Raw genomic sequence first — 18,031 nt, forward strand, 5'->3', positions numbered from 1 at the left:
AAAGCACGAAGTGAGCGATCTCACTTCGTGCTTTTTTAGCTAGTCTTTTTTCGTTTCTGTTTTTTTATTAGTAGGCTCTTTTTCGATGAGCGGGAGTGTAATTGTGATGGCTGTTCCGCTTCCTTCGACACTCTCAGCGTTAATCGTCCCTAAATAGCCTTCAACTAATTGTTTCGCAATCGCAAGTCCTAGGCCATTTCCGCCACGCTCCCTGCTTCTTGCCTTATCTACTCGGTAAAAACGATTGAAGACTTTCTCAATTTCATCTTCTGAAATCCCAACGCCGTGGTCACGAATCACAATTTGTACTTGCTCTTTATTTTTTAACAACTGCATATTGACTTCTTTTGAGTCCCCAGAATATTTAACTGCGTTATCCATCACGATGATCAACAACTGCTCGAGGTGATTGTGTTGGATGAGCGCGAATAAATTCTTTTCGGGTTCTTCAAGTGTGAAACGAAAATCTTCATACATGATTTCAAAATTGCGTCGCACTTGCTCAACCGTATCATTGATGCTCGTAATTTGGAGTTCTTTCGTCTGCGAAACTTGTTCAGCTCTTGAAAGATCTAACATTTCTTGAACGAGCCGTTTCATCCGATCAAGTTCTGTAAGCGAAGCTTTAAGTGATTCATCAAGCACCTCAGGGTCATTTTTCCCCCAACGGTCAAGTAGCTTAAGATGCCCTTCCATAATTTGCACAGGTGTGCGAAGTTCATGAGAAGCGTCTTCTACAAATTGCTTTTGCTGCTCAAAACTGTTTTCAATTCGAGTCATCATATCGTTAAAAATCACTGTCAGCTCTGTAATTTCATCCCGTGATTTTGAAGTCGTTTCAATTCGTTTTTGGAAACCATTATTGCGGACATCGTTCATCCCTTTAGCAAGTTTCGTTAACGGACGCAAGAAGTTTTGTGCAAGCAAATAGCCAAGCATACCGCTAATGAAAAGCGCTACCGCACCAAGTAAAAACATCGTCAGTAAAAGGCGCTCCATAATGCGGTTATAGCTTGTTAGTGGATTGATAATTTGCACGTACCCAATCACCGTCGAATTATCTTCCACCGACGTAATCGGACCTTGTGAAATCAACATTTTATCGCCACTAATTGTTGGTTTACTCGTCACCTTATCGCTAATATCCGTGTGAAAGTACTTTGTAAAATCATTATTAGCAGTTTTTTGGCTAGAGGTAAGGAAATACTTGTCGAGTTGATTTCCCTTGTCATCATAAATAGCGATGACTTGGTCTTGAATTTTGCGACTGATACTTGGACTTTTATCAAAGACTTCTTTTAACAAATCAGCATTGTCCAAGTTACCCGATTTGAGGACTTGATTAGAGGTAGTTTCCGCTAGAAGCGAATTTACTTTCTCTTCTTCTTCATTTAAGAGCATTTGACCAATCCCTTGATAAATCGCATACGAAAATAAAAAGAAAGTCAAAAAAATCGCAGCAGACGCTCCAAAAGTCCATTTAAATTTTAAAGAACGACTCTTTAGTGAAAAATTGCTAATACCTGTCATGTACGCATCACATATCCAGTACCACGGACGGTTTGAATATAACTTTCCTCATCATCATGATCAATTTTATTCCGCAAGTATCGAACATAAACATCCACGACATTCGTTTCGACTTCTGTTTCATAGCCCCAAACTTTGTTTAGTAATACTTCACGTGTAAGCACAATATTGACATTTTCCATCAATGTTAAAAGAAGCTCATATTCACGTTTCGTTAAATCGATCACTTCTTCCCCGCGTCTCACAATCCGACTTTCTTTTTCCACGACCAAGTCACGGTATTCAAGAGTCGTTTGTTTCGCCGACTGTTCTGCTGTTTCAACGCGCCGCAAAAGCGAACGAAGTCGCGCGAGCAACTCTTCAATCGCAAAAGGTTTCACGATATAATCATCAGCTCCATGATCAAGACCCGAAACGCGGTCAATCACAGAATCACGTGCTGTAATCATAATAATCGGGGTTTGTTTCACTTGACGAATTCTGCGGCAAACTTCCATTCCATTTAAGTGCGGCAGCATCAAGTCAAGCAAAATCGCATCCCATTCTTCATTAAGTGCAAGTTCTAGTCCAGCGCGACCATCATTTGCAACTGTCGTTTCATAATTTTCATGTTGAAGCTCAAGTTCAATAAAGCGAGCTAAATTTTTTTCATCTTCAACTATCAGGATTTTGCTCATCCAAAAAACCTCTCTTTCGAGTCATGACTATACATCTATTACTATTGTAACGAACTTTAAAGATAAAACAACTCTTAACCGCTTGATCCAGCTATTTTTTAGTAAATTATTATTTAAATCGGTTATATTCTCATGTATTTTTCAGAAAACAAATCAAAAAAGTGACGCATTCTTTCAAGAAGAAAAAATGCGTCACTTTTTATAAAGTCTTATTCATCTACTTCTGGCCATTCCGTATGGAACGTTCCAGGTTTGTCAACACGTTCGTATGTGTGTGCACCGAAGTAATCCCGTTGCGCTTGGATCAAGTTTGCAGGAAGCACACTTGAACGGTAGCTATCATAGTAGCTAATAGCTGCTGAGAACGTTGGAACAGGAATTCCTGCTTTCACAGCTTCTGCAACTACTTCACGAAGCGCCCCTTGATAATTGTCTGCGATGTCTTTGAAATAAGGATCCAGTAACAAATTGTCTAAGTTCTTATCTTTATTATACGCATCTGTAATTTTTTGCAAGAAGCGAGCACGGATGATACAACCCGCACGGAAAATCTTAGCAATTTCTCCGTATTGTAAATCCCAATTATACTCATCACTTGCTGCTTTCATTTGTGCAAAGCCTTGTGCGTAAGAAGCAATTTTACTGAAATATAGCGCCCGACGAACTGATTCGATAAACGCTTTTTTATCCCCACTAAATTGATAACTTGAAGGTCCTGTTAAGACAGAACTTGCATGAACACGTTCTTCTTTTAACGCTGAAATATAGCGTGCAAAAACAGATTCAGTAATTAAAGAAAGTGGCACACCAAGATCTAATGCACTTTGGCTCGTCCATTTCCCAGTTCCTTTTTGTCCTGCTTTATCCAAAATCACATCGACAATCGGTTTCCCTGTCACATCATCGCGAACCGTCAAGATGTTTTTAGTAATTTCGATCAAGTAGCTATCTAATTCGCCTTCATTCCATTCAGCGAACACTTCAGCAAGTTCATCATGGCTTAAACTAACGATATCTTTTAAAATCGTATAAGCTTCTGCAATTAGTTGCATGTCGCCATATTCGATTCCGTTATGCACCATTTTTACATAATGCCCTGCCCCGTCTGGACCAATGTATGTTACACATGGTTCCCCGTCAGCCACCGCAGCAATTTCACGCAAGATCGGCGCCACTAGATCATAAGCTTTACGCTGACCGCCAGGCATGATAGAAGGACCTTTAAGCGCTCCTTCTTCTCCGCCAGAAACACCTGTTCCAATGAAATTAAAGCCTTCTTCACTCAGCTCTTTGTTACGACGAATAGTATCTTTGAAAAAGGCATTTCCGCCATCAATTAAAATATCGCCTTCTGTAAGGAAAGGTTTCACAGCTTCGATCATCATATCAGTTGCTTCACCAGCTTTAACCATGATGAGAATGCGGCGTGGAACTTCAAGTGATTCGACAAACTCCTCTAAGCTATATGTCGGAACCAATTTCTTGTCCGGATGTTCTTCCATCACCGTTTTCGTTTTTTCAGACGAACGGTTAAAAATGGAAACAGTATGACCACGACTTTCAATGTTTAAAGCGAGGTTACGTCCCATAACACCCATGCCGATTACTCCAATTTCTTGTTTTGCCATTTGAAATATTCTTCCCTTCCTGCTTTTATTCCAGACAGAAAACCTGTCCTACTTTCTTTCAACCCTTTAACTATACCAAAATAGAACGTTACGGGCAAATGAATCTTCTTCACTCACTCGTTTTCGGAAAGGCAGTCACAACTTCCATACCCCGACTTTGAGCTAAGATATCTAAAATAACTTGGGTTAAAACGAGGAGCGAGTCTTGGGTAATTTGTTCGTTTTCTGAATGCGCCTTTTCATAACCAGCAGAAAGGAGTAGCGTTTCAAATCCGCGGTCATTTAAGATATTCGCATCCGAACCTCCAATAAATCGTACTTCTTTGCTGTCTAGTGCTTGCTGCTTAAGCGCTCTTTTGGCGAGTGTTACACTGGGATGAGCTTCTTTTATTTCAAAGCCAGGATAAATGATATGCACATCTGAGCCGACTTTTACGCCGTATTTTTGTTCTGCCTGCGTGAAAGCAAGCTTCACATTTTCTACTTCAAGAAGCAGTTCTTCTAATAAAAAATAGCCAGATAAGTTCAGTTCTACTTGTACTGCCTCATCTCCCTCTTTGCTCCGTTCTCCTTCAAACCGAGTCATTTCAAGATTAAACTTAGGCGGAAGTCTGAGCTGTTTGATATGATGCAAAATGGCACGTGCCACATTAATTCCCGAAACATCACTTGTTGAAAAGCGTTGCAATACGCGAAAATCCATCTTTGCTTGGGTATCAGAGATCCTCTGGTATGATCCCACTTCGCCCGGTGCATCAAGACAAAAGCCATATCTTGCGGAAAGGCAGCTTAATTCAAGCATTTTCACACCTTGCAGGCCACTTTCTTCCTTCGTTGTAAAAATAAACTCAATCGTCCCGTGTGGCATCCTCGTTTCCTTCAAAGTAGAAATAACTGCAAGAAGTGCCGCGACTCCCGCTTTGTCATCCGCTCCAAGAAACCCAGCCGACGCTTTATAAGTCTTCTCTTCAAGAATCACTTCTGGTTTTGTTCCATTTGATGCCGTATCTAGATGGGCAACAAAAAAGAGCGCCGGATACTCTTCACTTGTTGAGGGAATCCTCGCAATAAGTCCGCCAGCGCCGCTATAGATCACAGGAACCTCTTGACGGTTAAACTCTGCTTCAAGATACCGAATCAGTTCATCTTCTTCACCAGAAGGAGAATAAATACGTGTGATGGTTTCAAAATAGGAATGCACATCCGAAATTGCCATGGTAAGCCTTCTTTCTTCGTTCAGTCTCCGCTAAAAGTTAGTTTCACCTTGAAGAACCAAACAAAAATTGTTAAAATCGTACTAAATAGAAAAGTTTTCCAGAGAGAGGAGCCTTATAAGTTCTATGTCAAATAAAAAAGTTGTCCGCTTTGTTGTCATCTTGATGCTGATTGCGATCGTGCTATCAAGTGTTTTAACTGGTGTGCTTATGGTTCTTTAAAAGTCGAATAAATTCGGCTTTTTTTATTATAAAAAAAGAGCAGCACCCAATGAGCACTACCCAAAAACATCTAGGGAGTTTAGGGGTATAAATTCTAGATGTAAATTTCAGTACCCCTAAACTCAGTAATTCAAACATTGTTAGTAAATTGGTGTATTGTCTTTCGAAATTTCTTCGACTTTTTTCTTGATCGCTTGTAAGAAACGACCAGCCATAAGGCCATCCAAAATCCGGTGGTCAATCGATAAGCACAAGTTAACCATATCACGAATCGCAATCATCTCGTCAATCACAACTGGACGTTTGACAATGGATTCAACTTGTAAGATTGCCGCTTGTGGATGGTTGATAATGCCCATGGACTGAACGGAGCCGAATGAGCCCGTACTATTCACAGTGAAAGTTCCACCTGACATGTCATCTTGCGTTAATTTATTATTTCTTGCTTTCGCTGCAAGCTCGCTAACTTCACGCGCGATTCCTTTGATGGATTTTTCATCTGCATTTTTAATGACCGGCACATAAAGCAAATCATTGGCCGCAATGGCAATCGAGATATTCACGTCTTTATGCTCAATAATTTTATCGCCTGCCCAAGTGCTGTTTAACGTAGGGAATTCTTTCAGCGTTTGCGCAACTGCTTTGATAAAGAAAGCAAAATACGTTAAGCTGAACCCTTCCTCTTGCTTAAATTTATCTTTTAAGCTGTTTCTGTAGCGCACAAGGTTTGTTGCATCTACTTCTGTCATCATCCAAGCGTGTGGAATTTCGTGTTTACTTTCCACCATGTGTTTTGCGATCGCTTTACGAACCCCGCTAACTGGAATTTCACGGTCGCCATTTGCTGCTTTTGGAAGTTCACTGGCGGCTTTTTCTTGCTTAGGTGCAGCTTCTGTTGCAACTGGTTCTGCGGGTTGACTTACTTGTTGTTGCGAGCTTGCCCCACCATTTTGAACGAACTGTAAAACATCTTTTCGTGTGATTCGACCGCCTTTTCCGCTTCCTGCGATTTCATTTAAATCCACGCCATGTTCAGCTGAGAGGCGTAAAACTGCGGGAGAAAGGCGAGCACCAGATGGCGCATTTGCTTTCGCTTGCTGAATATTTCCTCCACCACTTTGGCGAGCATCTTCAGGTTCTGCTTCCTTTTCAGGCGCTTTTTCTTCTGCACTAGTTTCATCCACATCTTGCGCTTCATCTGTTTCAATCGTACAAATTACAGCGCCAACTTCAAGCGTTTCATCTTCTTTTGCGATCAGTTCTTTGATCGTTCCCGCATAAGAAGAAGGAACCTCCGCTGTAACCTTATCCGTTAAAACCTCTGCAATTGCATCATATTTTTCAACTTTTTGTCCCGGTTCGACTAACCAAGAACTAATCGTTCCTTCCGTTACACTCTCACCGAGCTTTGGCATCGTGATTTCCTTAATTGCCACATTCGTTCACTCCTTCATTAGAATTCAGCTAGCTCACGCATTTTTTCCAGTACTTTATCCGGATTGATCATAAAGAATTTCTCCATCGTCGGTGAAAACGGCATCGCAGGAGAATCCGGACCTGCTAAGCGCATAATAGGCGCATCAAGATCGAACAAGCAGTTTTCCGCAATAATCGCAGAAACTTCTCCGATGATACTTCCTTGTAAGTTATCTTCTGTAACAAGGAGTACTTTCCCAGTTTTTTGAGCTGCTTCGATAATAGCTTCTTGATCGAGTGGGTAAATTGTCCGCAAATCAAGGATGTGTGCTTCATAGCCATCGCTTGCAAGTCGTTCCGCCGCTTGTTGAGCAAACTCGACCGCAAGACCATAAGTAATTACCGTGATATCGCTACCTTCACGTACCACATTAGCCTTTCCGATTGGTACCGTATAATCCGTTTCCGGGACTTCCCCTTTTAGCAACCGGTAAGCGCGTTTATGTTCAAAAAATAAAACCGGATCGTTATCGCGAATCGCTGCTTTTAACAAGCCTTTCGCATCATACGGGTTCGATGGGATCACGATTTTAAGTCCAGGTTGTCCGAAAAAGACTTTTTCAACAGACTGTGAGTGATAAAGTGCGCCGTGAACACCACCGCCAAATGGTGCACGGATTACCATCGGAACACTCCAATCATTATTCGAACGATAACGAATTCGAGCTGCTTCTGAAATGATTTGGTTGACAGCAGGCATGATGAAATCGGCAAACTGCATTTCTGCAACCGGACGATAGCCATACATGGCTGCTCCAATTCCAACACCTGCAATAGCTGATTCAGCAAGTGGTGTATCAATCACTCGCTTTTCACCAAACTGATCGTACAATCCAGCAGTTGCTTTAAATACGCCGCCTTTTTTCCCGACGTCTTCTCCTAAAATGAACACTTTTTCATCGCGTTCCATTTCTTCACGAAGTGCCATCGTAATGGCATCAATATATGAAATGACTGGCATCCTTTATTCCTCCCCCGTACGTTCTTCATACACAAAGCGAAGTGCTGATTCCGGCTCCGAGTAAGGCGCATTTTCCGCATACTCAGTCGCTTCATTCACTTCTTTTGCGATTTCTTTTTCAAGTGTTTCCACATCCGCTTCCGTTAAAAATCCTTCTTCAAGCAGTTCGTTTTTGAAAATCATTAACGGATCATTCGCTTTAGCACTTTCCACTTCTTCACGAGTTCGGTAAGAGCGGTCATCATCATCTGAGGAGTGCGGTGTAAACCGATAAGAAATCGTCTCAATTAGCGTTGGCCCTTCCCCTTTTCTTGCCCGATCCGCTGCTTCTTTAAAAGCAAGGTAGACTTCCGCCATGTTGTTCCCGTCTACGCGCACGCCAGGGATTCCGTAACCTAGCGCCCTGTCTGACAATTTTTCTGCAGCGTATTGTTTTTCGGCAGGAACACTAATCGCATATTTGTTATTGTGGATCACGTACACAACAGGCAATTTATGAACACTTGCAAAGTTAATTCCTTCATGGAAATCTCCTTGGTTAGAAGAACCTTCCCCCGTTGATGTGTAAGCTACAATATCATCGCCTGCCATCTGAGCGGCTAGTCCAATTCCAGCAGCATGCGGGAACTGAGTTGTAACCGGTGAACTTTGTGTCACAATTCGATTTTTCTTTTGTCCGAAGTGCGAAGGCATTTGTCTACCACCTGAGTTTGGATCTTCAGCTTTCGCAAATGCGGAAAGCATGATATCTTGCGCCGTCATTCCAAAAGCAAGTACAACTGCTAAATCACGATAATAAGGTAGACAATAATCCTTATCTAAATCAAACGCATAAGCCGCACCAATTTGCGCAATTTCTTGTCCTTGTCCAGAAATCGTAAACGGGATTTTCCCCGAACGATTTAAAAGCCAAATTCGTTCATCCAGTCTTCTTGCGAGTAAAGTCGTTCGAAACATTTCATATAATTTTTCTTTTGACAAACCCGTATCTTTTAAAGCCATTATCGTTCCTCCTATACTTTCCAAGTTCATTTTTTAGCCATGAATTTGATTGCCATCAACAGCAAGTGCTGCTTCACCAAATGCTTCCGAAAGCGTTGGGTGCGGGTGAATTGTTTCTCCGATTTCCCATGGAGTAGCGTTTAACACCTGTGCAAGTGCCGCTTCACTAATCATGTCTGTTACATGCGGGCCAATCATGGAAACGCCGAGTAAGTCATCCGTTTTTTTATCAGCAATCACTTTAATAAAGCCGTCGGATTCGCCAAATACAAGTGCCTTTCCGATTCCACGGAAGAAGAATTTCCCTTTTTTCACTTCATAGCCACGTTCTTTTGCCGTTTCCTCACTAATCCCAACACTAGCAATCTCAGGAGAAGTATAAATACAGCGCGGTACAAGGTCATAATCAAGTTCTTCAACCGCTTCCCCGGCAATATAGCTTGCCGCAATAATGCCCTCATGCATCGCAACATGTGCTAGTTGCATAGTTGGAATGCAATCTCCAATTGCAAAAATATGACTTTCTTTTGTTTGGAATCGTTCATTCACTTGAATGAAGCCACGTTCAACAACGACATCCGTATTTTCTAATCCGATATTTTCTACATTAGCAGCCCGACCTACTGAAACAAGCATTTTTTCAGCCGTAAAGCTTTGCGTCTCACCTTTCACAATGGCTTCAATTGTAACGGAACCATCTTGTTTAACAAGCGAATCCGGTTGAACCTCAGCACTTGTTACCATCTTGATTTTCTTTTTCTTAAAGAGACGTGTAAGCTCTTTTGAAATTTCTTGATCTTCAGTTGGAACAATTCGATCCGCATATTCAAGAACCGTTACATCTACGCCAAAGTCATGTAACATTGATGCCCATTCCATACCGATTACGCCACCGCCAACAATCAAAATAGACTTTGGCAATTCTTCCATTTGCAAGGCTCCATCAGAAGAAAAGACATCTTTTTCGTCTAGCTCCAGCCCTTTTAAAGAACGCGGTCTTGAACCCGTTGCAATAATCAAGTTTTTAGGAATAATCATTTCGTTTTCAGAGCCATCATTAAATTCAATCGAAATCGTTCCCGCAGTTGGCGAAAAAATGGAAGGGCCAAGAATAGTTCCAGTTCCTTCATAAAGATCAATTTTTCCTTTTTTAAACAACTGATGAATCCCATTCGTTAACTGATCGACAATTTGGTTTTTACGTTCAATCGCTTTGAGGAAATTAACAGATGCATTTCCTTCGACTGCGACACCAAACTCTTCTGCTCTTTTTACCGTTTGAAAAACCTCGGCAGAGCGAAGTAACGCTTTACTTGGGATACAACCACGGTGTAAACAAGTACCTCCTAGACGATCCTTTTCAACAACAGCTACACTAAGACCTTTTTTAGCTGCTTCAATTGCTGCTACATATCCTCCGGTTCCGCCGCCTAAAACGACCACATCATATTCTTTTGCCATTCTTGTTCCTCCTTTTAATAGGCTTTCGCTTTTTCTTTTTTTGCAAGAACCCGCTGAGTGCCTTCATTTAATGCGAGTAATTCATCTTCCCCCGGCGAGATAATCACTTTACTAATCCAAGAAACGAGTTCTGAGACTTGCTGCGTAAATCTCGTGCTCTTCGCAAGCCCACCTGTCAAAATAATCGCATCCAGATCCCCTTTGAAATGAACAGAGACTGCTGCTATTTCTTTTGCAACTTGATAGGCCATAGCTTTAAAAATAAGTTCCGCTTCTTCATCTTGCGCTTCAATTCGCTTTTCAATCTCAAGCATGTTATTGGTTCCAAAATAAGAAACCATGCCACCTTCCCCAATCAATTGTTTTTTTAACTTTTCTTTCGTCATCCCTTCTTGAAAGCACGATTCAAGAAAAGTGGATAAAGGAAGTGTGCCGGAGCGTTCTGGGCTAAAAGGCCCTTCTCCGCCAAGGGCATTATTCACATCAATCGCTTCCCCGTTCATATGAGCTGCAACAGAAATCCCTCCGCCCAAGTGAGCGATGACAAAACGACTCTCTTCATAAGTCGTCGAAAGTTCGCGTGCCACTTTACGAGCTGTTGCTTTATGGTTGAGCGCATGAAAAATGCTGATGCGTTCATAGTCTTTATGACCAGAAATGCGGGATACTGGAATCAATTCATCTACGACAACAGGATCAACAATATAAGCTTTTTTACCAAGTGGATCACTTAGTTCTTTCGCTATTAATCCACCTAAATTACTAGCATGTTGACCCGAAATACCAATCTGTAAATCTTTCACCATTTGATCGCTTACTTCATAAGTACCTCCCTTTAAAGGTCTAAGTAAACCACCTCGCCCGACAACAGCATCTAACTCATTAAGATCAAAATCTCGTGCATTTAGCCTGTCAAGAATCTTACTTTTACGAAACTCCAGTTGACTTAGGATGCTTTCAAACTGTTTCAGCTCTTCGTATGAGTGACGCATTTCCTCCTCAAAGCGAAGTTCTTCTCCATCATAAACCGCAACCTTGGTCGAAGTCGAACCAGGATTGATCGCTAAAACTGTGTGGCTCATGTTATACCCCCTTCGTTTTTCAGGTGAATCCTCAGAATCAATCGAATTTGTGAAATTTGATTGATGTTGTCAGTCTATTCAGCACTATTGTAACATGGGGGTTTAGAAGAAAAAAAGGCTTTGCTTCAAAAACAAAGAAAACGCTTTATTCACATTTGTTTATCATATTCAGACCATTCTGCCAGTTAACAAAAACGAAAGCAATTTGTTTTCAGCGGAATCACTTCGTGAAGAAATCACTACTGGCGCTTTAGCACCGATAACGGAACTTGCAACATGGGCATTTCCAAAATAAACAAGCGCCTTATAAAGAGCATTTCCGGTTTCGATGTTTGGCACAACGATTAAGTCAGCATCTCCTGCTGCAGCATTTTCGATGCCTTTATGTAAAGCGGCTTCCTTCGAAATCGCAGCATCAAATGCAAGCGGCCCTGCCACTTCGAGTTCTGGATAAGTTTGGTTTACAAAGTCAACCAGTGACGCAGCATCAACAGTCGAAGGCATCTTTTCGGTCACTTGTTCAACCGCACTTAAAAAAACGACTTTAGGTGCAGAAACGCCAAATTTACGAACCGCATCAATTGCATTTAGCGTAATTTGTTTCTTTTCTTCTAGTGTTGGGGCAATATTCATCGCACAGTCTGTGATAAAAAGTGGTTTCGAATAACTCGGCAGTTCAAACATGGCGATTTGAGATAACAATTTATCTGTTCGTAAACCCGTTTCTTTTTGAAGAACAGCACGAAGTACGGTTGCAGTTGGCACAAAGCCTTTTACAAGCACATCGGCTTCTCCAGCTCTAACTGCTTGAACAGCTAGTTTAGCTGCTTCTTCATCTGAACTAGCTGGAATAACTTTTACTTTTTGCTCATCATAAAGAAGCTCTCCAGGTCCAAATAAAAGGAATTCTCCTAAATCATTTTGCAGAGCTAAGTCAACCGTTTGCTTGATTACTGGATCGCTTGCCCCTGCTACTGCATAAATCCTTTTTTTGGCGAAACTCGTTTTTAAAACTGACTCTTTTTCCAAAACCTTTCCCCCTTTAAGTTTACACAAAAAAGGCTTGTTTAGGATTAGCATCTGTTTTTATGACCAGGTGTTAAAAACCACCTTTCCATTTTAAACAAAAACTCTTCCACATGCAAGCCGTTTTGTTTTATTCATTGTTTTTCTTGATAGCCTTTGCTTGCTCAATCATTTCTTCCGCGTGTTGTTTGGCAAGTTTAGTAATTTCTGTTCCTGCGATCATTCGACCAATTTCAAGCACTTTTTCCTCACCTGTGATTCTTTCTACGTGCGTGATAGTTCGATTGTTTTGAACCTGTTTCGTAATATAGAAATGATGATCTGCCATCGCAGCTACTTGTGGCAAATGAGAAATACAAAGAACTTGCGAACCAACAGAAACTGCATAGATTTTTTCTGCAATAGCTTGAGCTACACGTCCACTGACGCCAGTGTCCACTTCATCAAAAATGATTGATGTGATTCCTTGATGCCTCGAAAAGATCGTTTTAAGCGCCAACATCATTCGGGAAAGTTCACCGCCTGATGCTACTTTTGACAGCGGTTTTGCTGGTTCACCAGGATTCGTTGAAATATAAAACACCACTTCATCCTGTCCTGTTTCCTGAAAATCCCTAGACTTTGCAAAATGTACTTCAAACACAGCCTTTTCCATGTATAACTGATTAAGTTCTTGCTTAATTTGTTTTTCTAATTTTTCAGCTGCCTTTTGGCGCATTTTTGTCAAAGCTTCTGCCTGCTGTTTGACTTTCTCTTTCCATTGTTCCACTTTTTCTTCCAATTTTCCAACGCTTTGTTCGCTATTTTCAAGTTGATCAATTTCCACTGTAATTTCTTCGTAATACTGAATGATATCGTCTATGGTCTTTCCGTATTTTCGTTTTAGCTGACTTAATTCAGCCAATCGATTTTCAATTTCATTCAGTTCATCTGGCTGAAATTCTAACTGGTCGAGTGCTTGGCGAATTTCCGAGACAGCATCTTCCAGTTGATAATAGCTAGAAGCAACGTTTTCATTAAGCACGCGATAATCGTTTGTAACTGAGCTTGCCGATTCCAGTTCACGCATGGCTTCGCCTGTAAAGGTCAAACCACCCGGCTCTCCCGTTAAAGCATTGTAAGCAGCACTCAAACTTTCAGAAAGCTTTTCAAAGTTGACTAACCGATTTTTTTGCTCAGATAGTCTTTCCTCTTCACCACTTTCCAGATTGGCTGCGGCAATCTCTTGCTCTTGGAATCGCAACATATCAAGGCGTTGTGCCAGTTCACGTTCGTTTTGTGTAAAATGGTGGAATTCCTTTTCAGCTTGTTTGTATTTCGCAAAGGTTGTTTGATACGCCTGAACTGACTTTGCTAGCGTTTGACCGGCAAACCGATCAAGTAAACTCAAATGAAACTCATCTTGCATGAGTTCCTGATGTTCATGTTGCGTATGAATATCTAATAATTTTGCACCAACATCACGTAATAAACCTGTTGTAACCAGTTTTCCATTAACGCGACAGACATTCTTACCAGATTTAAAAACCGTTCGTTCAAGCACTACCATACCATCAGAAAAATCAATACCACTTTCAGAAAGTAACGATTCGAGCGCCTTGTTTTCATTTGAAAGCTGGAATAAGCCCTCAAGCGAAAGTTTTTCTTCACCGTGGCGAATAAACTGACTAGATCCTCTTCCGCCAACTAAAAGACCCAGCGCATCAATAATAATTGACTTCCCTGCACCTGTTTCCCCAGTTAATACAGTCATCCCTTCCTCAAAAGAAAGGGAGAGGGACTCGATGATCGCAAAATTATGAATGGTTAATTCTTGTAACATCCCATCCTCACCTTCCATTAAAGCATTTCAACTAATCGTTCAGCCACTCTCTTTGCTTCAAGATCTGAGCGGCAAATAATTAGACACGTGTCGTCTCCGCAAAGCGTACCAGCCTTTTCTGGCCAGTTCAAATTATCAAGCAGAGCACCGATCGCATTTCCGTTTCCTGGCATCACTTTTAAGATCAAGATAAACTGCACAGTATCTACGCTAATAAAACAATCTACTAAAGCTCGTTTTAATTTCTGCTGCGGATTGAATTTATTATCTGCAGGCAAACTGTATTTGTAAGTTCCATTTTGCGTTGGAACTTTAACCAAATGAAGTTCTTTAATATCACGCGAAATCGTAGCTTGCGTAACTTTAACTCCACGTTCCTGAAGTAAATCAACGAGTTCTTCTTGCGTGTCGATCTCATTCGAAGTAACGAGTTCACGAATAATAATATGACGATGCCCTTTATTCATAATTTTTTCACCTCACGAAATTTTTTCTACCTCCATCTTATCGAAAAAAACGCATAAAGTCACGAATTTAACGCTAATTGGTTTTTTAAAATGCAAAGATATTTTATTCATGTTGATACATGAAAATCAAAAATAGCTGCTAAAATTTATGAAATCCACTTACTTTCCCAAATTCTACTAAAAAATGGAGACCCACTCATAGTATGGTCTCCATTTTTTACTTCTTCTTATCAAGCTCAAGGTGAGCCGTTTGTACAACTTGTTCAACTGCATCCGAAACAAGCAAGTTCTCTCCTGACTCATTTTCATTTCCCATCCAAGTTAAATGAGCAATAAATTCAATATTTCCTTCGCCGCCCGTAATTGGCGAATAATCCAAACCGCGAATCGTATAGCCAATACCTTGAGCAAACGTCAAAATTTCATTCACAACTGCCGCGTGAATTTTCGGATCACGAATAATTCCTTTTTTACCCACCTGTTCTTTTCCGGCTTCAAATTGCGGTTTAATTAATGTCATAACGTCTCCGTTTGGCACAAGAACAGTTCGAAGCACCGGCAAAATCAATTTCAAGGAAATAAAAGAAACATCAATCGTTGCAAATTCTGCAAGCCCTTCATTAAAGTCTGCTGGTGTAACATGACGGAAATTCGTCCGCTCCATCACGGTTACTCGGTCATCACTCCGAAGTTTCCACGCGAGCTGGTTGTAGCCAACATCTAACGCGTAAGAATGTTTAGCTCCATTTTGAAGCGCACAATCCGTAAAGCCACCTGTTGACGCTCCAATATCAAGCATCAATTTATCTTTTACTTTAAAATCAAAAACCTTCAGTGCTTTTTCAAGTTTTAACCCGCCACGACTCACATAAGGAAGCGTTTCGCCTTTAATCCGTAGCTGGCTATCCACAGGAATCTTCTCTCCTGGCTTATCAACACGTGTATTTGCACGATAAACAATGCCAGCCATGATCGCTCGTTTTGCTTTTTCTCGTGTCTCAAATAGCCCTTCTTCAACAAGTAGCACATCCGCACGTTCTTTTTTCACATTCATTTTCTTAGTTCGCCTCTAGCTTTCCGAAATACCCAAGCATTTCTTCCAATTTCTGTTCAATCGCTTCCTGCGAGATTCCGTTTTCCTTTAATAGCAAGTCAACAGAGCCGTGGCTGATAAATTCGTCTGGCAAGCCGATCCGATGAATGAGCACGTCTAAAACGCCTTGTTCTTCCGCAAACTCAAGTACACTACTACCAAAACCTCCTGCAAGAACGGCCTCTTCAACCGTTAAAATGGCAAGCTTCCGTTCTAAGAGAGTTTGAAGTAGCTTTTCGTCCAGCGGTTTTATAAAGCGTGCGTTCACAACCCCTACGCCAAGACCTCGTTTATTTAACGCTTCTGCCGCTAAAAGTGCCATATCAATTGTGGTTCCAAAAGTTAAAATAACTGCGTTCACTGGTTCAATTAGTGTTTCCCAACTACCAATTGGAAGGCTGGCTTTATCCTTCACGATTACAGCACCAGATCCTGAACCACGCGGGTAGCGTAAAGCAAATGGTCCTGAAAAAGCGTGTGCAGTTTGAATCAAGTGATACGCTTCATTTTCATCTTTTGGCATCGCGATCACCATATTAGGGATGCTGCGTAAGAAAGCAATATCAAAAACCCCTTGATGCGTTTCCCCATCCCCGCCAACAAGTCCAGCTCGATCAATTCCAATCAAAACACTTAAATTTTGACGTGCGACATCATGAACGACTTGATCGTAGCCACGTTGTAAGAAAGTAGAATAAATTGCTAAAAATGGTTTAAGCCCATCTGCAGCAACTCCAGCAGCAAGTGTTACAGCATGTTGTTCCGCGATTCCGACATCAAAAAAGCGATCTGGAAATGTCTTTGCAAATTTTTCAAGCTTAGAGCCAACCGGCATCGCAGGTGTAATGGCAACGATTCGTTCGTCTTCTTTCGCAAGTTCTAAAATGGTATCACTGATCACTTCGCTCCAAGGAGCAGCTGCAAGAACAGGTTTAATAAAATCACCTGTTTCAATTTTATATGGGCCTGTCCCGTGCCAAACCCCGCTTTTATCCGTCTCAGCAGGCGCATAACCTTTCCCTTTTTTCGTCACAACATGAATCAGCGTTGGTCCTTTTACCTTCTTCGAAAACTCAAAGTTCGTGATCAAATCTTGATAATCATGACCATTCACAGGGCCAAGATAGGTAAAACCCATTTCCTCAAAAAAAGTGCCTTGAACAAGTAAATACTTGATACTGTCTTTAATTCGCTCCGCCGCGTTAGCGATCCGGTCCCCAGCTTGCGGAATTCGTTTCATTGCCCGTTCTACATCTTTCTTGGCGCGCTTAAACTTGCCTGATGTTCGCAATTTCCCAAGCATATTGTGCATCGCCCCAACATTCGGTGCAATCGACATATTATTATCATTTAAAATTACAATGACTTCTTTTCCCATGTCTCCAATATGGTTAAGCGCTTCAAGGGCCATTCCACCTGTTAAAGCACCATCCCCGATAATTGGAAGCACATGATAATCTTCATGTTTAATATCACGTGCAATCGCCATCCCAGCCGCTGCTGAAAGCGAAGTCGAACTGTGCCCCGTTTCAAAGACATCATGCTCGGATTCTTTTCTTTTCGGAAACCCATCTAGTCCGCCGTGCTGGCGAAGTGTATCAAAACGGTCTGCCCTGCCTGTCAGTATTTTATGAACATATGACTGATGTCCAACGTCAAAAATGAATTTATCACGCGGACTTGAAAAAGAATGATGCAAAGCAATTGTTAATTCAACGACTCCAAGATTCGGTCCAATATGGCCGCCCGTAACAGAAGTTGATTCTATTAAAAATTTACGTATTTCTGCCGAAAGTTCTTCCATTTCTGGAATCGTCATCTTCTTCAAAAAGGCAGGATCCTTAATTTTTAAAAGATCCAATCCAAACCACTCACTTTCGCTCCAAATTAATCATTGTAAGAAAAAATGCCCCAAAATAGGGCTTTCTCTTCTCTTTCGTTATTTACTTCCATCATTATATCATTTCTAAAGCTTTTCCACCAAGAAAATCCAAAAATTCTTTACAAACAAAAAAGACAACCCTGTTTTAAACAGGATTGCCTTCGAATTGTACGATTAAGCTTACGCTTTGTTAACGTTCGCTGCTTGTGGTCCACGCGAACCTTCTTCGATATCGAAAGTCACTGCTTGACCTTCTTCAAGAGTTTTGAATCCGTCACCTTGAATAGCAGTGAAATGTACGAATACATCGTCTCCACCTTCACGTTCGATAAATCCAAATCCTTTTTCTGCGTTAAACCATTTAACTGTACCTTGTTCCATCTTTATTTTCCTCCTCGTGCTCAGTGCACACTTTATTTGTACTATTCTTGCTTAAGGCACGAGACGGAAAAGTTGTTTCAACTATCGTATCTTTACCCACAAAAATA

Annotated in this window: 16 protein-coding genes; 1 reads left to right on the forward strand and 15 read right to left on the reverse strand. The window is 41.2% G+C overall.

Annotation, left to right across the window (positions count from 1 at the left end; translation table 11 throughout):
* Positions 1-39: 39 nt before the first annotated feature.
* The 4 genes from UR08_RS05150 to UR08_RS05165 all read right to left on the reverse strand — a co-directional run bounded on the left by UR08_RS05150 (position 40) and on the right by UR08_RS05165 (position 5,051).
* Positions 40-1,530 carry a HAMP domain-containing sensor histidine kinase gene (locus UR08_RS05150; RefSeq protein WP_115752569.1) on the reverse strand — a complete coding sequence of 497 codons (1,491 nt, stop codon included), beginning with the start codon at positions 1,528-1,530 and terminating at the stop codon, positions 40-42.
* A complete protein-coding gene (locus UR08_RS05155; protein ID WP_115752570.1) occupies positions 1,527-2,207 on the reverse strand; it encodes a response regulator transcription factor in 681 nt (226 codons plus the stop codon). Before UR08_RS05155 ends, UR08_RS05150 begins: the two co-directional genes overlap by 4 nt.
* 209 nt (positions 2,208-2,416) lie before the next feature.
* Positions 2,417-3,835 carry an NADP-dependent phosphogluconate dehydrogenase gene (gene gndA / locus UR08_RS05160; protein WP_115752571.1) on the reverse strand — a complete coding sequence of 473 codons (1,419 nt, stop codon included), beginning with the start codon at positions 3,833-3,835 and terminating at the stop codon, positions 2,417-2,419.
* A gap of 109 nt (positions 3,836-3,944) precedes the next feature.
* Positions 3,945-5,051, reverse strand: coding sequence for a M20/M25/M40 family metallo-hydrolase (locus tag UR08_RS05165; RefSeq protein ID WP_115752572.1), 1,107 nt, complete (start codon positions 5,049-5,051; stop codon positions 3,945-3,947).
* Positions 5,052-5,175: 124 nt separating this feature from the next.
* On the opposite strand from UR08_RS05165, the gene prli42 reads away from it, so the two are divergent.
* Entirely contained in the window at positions 5,176-5,271 is a 96-nt protein-coding gene (prli42, locus tag UR08_RS05170; protein ID WP_115752573.1) for a stressosome-associated protein Prli42, read from the forward strand.
* A 140-nt stretch (positions 5,272-5,411) separates the two neighbouring features.
* On the opposite strand, the gene UR08_RS05175 is transcribed toward prli42, so the two are convergent.
* From UR08_RS05175 to UR08_RS05225, 11 genes are all read right to left on the reverse strand, one after another.
* Positions 5,412-6,707 (reverse strand): dihydrolipoamide acetyltransferase family protein, encoded by a 1,296-nt coding sequence (locus UR08_RS05175; RefSeq protein ID WP_115752574.1) that lies wholly within the window; start codon positions 6,705-6,707, stop codon positions 5,412-5,414.
* A gap of 17 nt (positions 6,708-6,724) precedes the next feature.
* A complete protein-coding gene (locus tag UR08_RS05180; RefSeq protein ID WP_115752575.1) occupies positions 6,725-7,708 on the reverse strand; it encodes an alpha-ketoacid dehydrogenase subunit beta in 984 nt (327 codons plus the stop codon).
* A gap of 3 nt (positions 7,709-7,711) precedes the next feature.
* Positions 7,712-8,710: a thiamine pyrophosphate-dependent dehydrogenase E1 component subunit alpha gene (locus UR08_RS05185; RefSeq protein WP_115752576.1), complete on the reverse strand. Its 999-nt coding sequence runs from the start codon at positions 8,708-8,710 to the stop codon at positions 7,712-7,714.
* A gap of 33 nt (positions 8,711-8,743) precedes the next feature.
* Positions 8,744-10,171: a dihydrolipoyl dehydrogenase gene (gene lpdA / locus UR08_RS05190; protein ID WP_115752577.1), complete on the reverse strand. Its 1,428-nt coding sequence runs from the start codon at positions 10,169-10,171 to the stop codon at positions 8,744-8,746.
* Positions 10,172-10,185: 14 nt separating this feature from the next.
* Complete coding sequence (gene buk / locus UR08_RS05195) at positions 10,186-11,253, reverse strand: butyrate kinase (protein WP_115752578.1); 1,068 nt, start codon at positions 11,251-11,253, stop codon at positions 10,186-10,188.
* Between the two features lie 168 nt (positions 11,254-11,421).
* Positions 11,422-12,282 carry a phosphate acyltransferase gene (locus tag UR08_RS05200; protein WP_240616026.1) on the reverse strand — a complete coding sequence of 287 codons (861 nt, stop codon included), beginning with the start codon at positions 12,280-12,282 and terminating at the stop codon, positions 11,422-11,424.
* Positions 12,283-12,409: 127 nt separating this feature from the next.
* A complete protein-coding gene (gene recN, locus UR08_RS05205) occupies positions 12,410-14,101 on the reverse strand; it encodes a DNA repair protein RecN (RefSeq protein ID WP_115752731.1) in 1,692 nt (563 codons plus the stop codon).
* Positions 14,102-14,118: 17 nt separating this feature from the next.
* Positions 14,119-14,568, reverse strand: a complete 450-nt coding sequence (gene ahrC, locus UR08_RS05210) for a transcriptional regulator AhrC/ArgR (protein ID WP_115752580.1) — start codon at positions 14,566-14,568, stop codon at positions 14,119-14,121.
* A gap of 217 nt (positions 14,569-14,785) precedes the next feature.
* Positions 14,786-15,622 carry a TlyA family RNA methyltransferase gene (locus UR08_RS05215; RefSeq protein ID WP_115752581.1) on the reverse strand — a complete coding sequence of 279 codons (837 nt, stop codon included), beginning with the start codon at positions 15,620-15,622 and terminating at the stop codon, positions 14,786-14,788.
* 4 nt (positions 15,623-15,626) lie between these two features.
* Complete coding sequence (gene dxs / locus UR08_RS05220; RefSeq protein ID WP_115752582.1) at positions 15,627-17,522, reverse strand: 1-deoxy-D-xylulose-5-phosphate synthase; 1,896 nt, start codon at positions 17,520-17,522, stop codon at positions 15,627-15,629.
* Between the two features lie 201 nt (positions 17,523-17,723).
* Positions 17,724-17,924: a cold-shock protein gene (locus UR08_RS05225; protein WP_036073340.1), complete on the reverse strand. Its 201-nt coding sequence runs from the start codon at positions 17,922-17,924 to the stop codon at positions 17,724-17,726.
* Positions 17,925-18,031 lie beyond the last annotated feature (107 nt).

The organism is Listeria kieliensis (assembly GCF_003369925.1).
Classification (GTDB): Bacteria; Bacillota; Bacilli; order Lactobacillales; family Listeriaceae; genus Listeria; species Listeria kieliensis_A.